This is a genomic window from Steroidobacter sp., assembly GCF_016790065.1.
Taxonomy (GTDB): domain Bacteria; phylum Pseudomonadota; class Gammaproteobacteria; order Steroidobacterales; family Steroidobacteraceae; genus Steroidobacter.
In genome coordinates this window covers 1-2,187 of the sequence record NZ_JAEUPY010000726.1, presented here as the reverse complement: position 1 = coordinate 2,187, position 2,187 = coordinate 1, and the positions used below count along the sequence as shown (strand labels likewise).

Annotated in this window: 1 protein-coding gene; it reads left to right on the top strand. The window is 59.7% G+C overall.

Going from position 1 to position 2,187, the window contains the following annotated elements:
• Nucleotides 1-121 precede the first annotated feature (121 nt).
• Nucleotides 122-2,187, top strand: a 2,066-nt coding sequence (locus tag JNL55_RS29555; protein ID WP_293863094.1) for a TonB-dependent receptor, incomplete at its 3' end; no start/stop codon positions are given.

The window sequence follows — 2,187 nt, the reverse complement described above, 5'->3', positions numbered from 1 at the left end:
TGAGGCGATTCCGGACAACGATTTTTTCAACAGCGCGGTCACCGCGTTGAAGTAGCGAGACAACAAGCAGAACGGCTTTACCCCCGGGGATCAAAGTTTGGGAGGCACTATGGCAACGCGAATGAAATACATCACAGCACTGGCAGTAATCGGCGCCACCACCTCAGTCAGCACCATGGCTCAGGAACTGGTGGTTGAAGAGGTGATCGTGACCGCGCAGAAGCGCGAGCAACGCTTGATCGACGTGCCGGTGGCCATCACCGCACTCGGCGGCGAAGAGATTGCGCAGAAGGGCCTCACCAACATTCAGGACATCGCGTTCGCGGTGCCCGGTATGGCGTTGCGTGAGGACGGCCCCGGCAGTTATCAGATCTTCATGCGCGGCTTGAGCAACCAATACGGTAGCGACGCGCTGGTGGGTGTGTATCTGGACGAAGCGCCGCTGACGCTCACCGGCTACGATCAGCTCGATGCACGCCCGGTCGACCTGGAGCGCGTCGAAGTGCTGAAGGGTCCGCAAGGCACGTTGTACGGCCAGGGCTCGGTGGCCGGCGCGCTGCGTTACATCACCAAGTCGCCCAACCTGAGCGAGTTCGGTGGCTCCATCGAAGCGCAGGAATCTTTCATCAGCGGCGGCGATTCCCGTGAAGTGGTCACCGGCGTGTTGAACGCGCCTATCGTCACTGACAAGTTCGCCATCCGCATCGTGGCTCACGCCGAAGAAGGTGGTGGCTGGCAGGATCAGCCCGAAGCCGGCATCAAGGACGGCAACAATCAGGACCTGCGCATCGTGCGCACCAAGGCACTGTGGAAGCCCACCGACGCGTTGTCGATTCAGGGCATGATCATGATCCATCGTAACGAGAGCCAGCTCGGCCTCGGCTACGAAAATCCGGATCGCACTGTGACCGTGGCTGTCGATCCGGCGCGCCGTCTGGTGCCGAAAAAGTTTGAGTACGATCTGTACAACCTGGACGTCAAGTACGACTTCGGCCCGGCCGAACTGCTCAGCTCCAGCACCTACATCGATCACAACCATCACTATCCGTTCTCGTACATCGGCGGCCCCGAGACAGTGTACGAAGGCGGGCTGGAAGGCACCGACGATCGCACCACTCGCGCGCATCAGTTCACTCAAGAAGTGCGCCTGAGCTCCACCGGCGACAATGCGTTCAACTACACCGTCGGCGGTTTCTATCGCTCGATGAGCAGTTCGCTGAGCGCGTACTACGACACGCTGTACTTCGGCTTCTACTATCCCGGTCTGGAGTACTACGACCGTGACACGTATGAATCGTATGCGCTGTTCACCGATGTCTCGTATCGGTTCGCAGAGCGTTGGGAGGTCGGCGGCGGCGTGCGCTACTTCAAGGACGATCAGAAGTCGTGGGATGGTTTGACCGAGGAGACGGATTCGTTCGACTCGACCGACCCGCGTGTGTATCTGTCGTTCAAGGCCTCGGACAACATCAGCATCTACGCCAGCGCCGGCAGCGGCTTCCGCAGCGGCGGCTTCAACCGCGGCCCGTCGCCGAACTACGAGCCCGAGACTTTGATCAGCTACGAGCTGGGCAGCAAGGGCATCGTCGCCGACGGCAAGTTCGCTTACGAGATCGCAGCGTTCTACAGCGACTATAAGGACATGTTGCGTCGAGGCTTGGTGTTCGATTCGTCCAGCGGCCAGACCGCACAGCTCACCAGCAACATCGGTAAGACTGAAGTCAAAGGTCTCGAAGTCGGCTTGACGTATCGTCCGACCGAGCGGCTCACGTTGAACACTACAGCGACGTATCTGGACAGCGAAGTCACCGAAGTGAAGGCGCTTGGTGCCACCAACTTGCCGGGCGATCCGGTCGACTACGTGCCTGAGTTGAGCTACACGCTGGGCGCGAACTACGACTTCGACTGGAGCGCGACCATGCCGGGCTTCTTCCGTATCGACTACAGCTACCGCGACAAGGTCAGCTACGTCGATCTGAGCAGCTTCCCGCTGGAAAACACACCGCAGTACTCGGATGACATTTCGTTGCTGGCGGCGCGCTTGGGCATGAAGATCGGCCAGGCCAGTGTCGAATTGTTCGGCACCAACTTGACCAACCAGAACAAGTGGATCGATCCGTACCACGAGTGGACCAATGCCAACCGCACGCGCCCGCGTGAGATTGGCGTCAAGGTCGGCTATCAGTT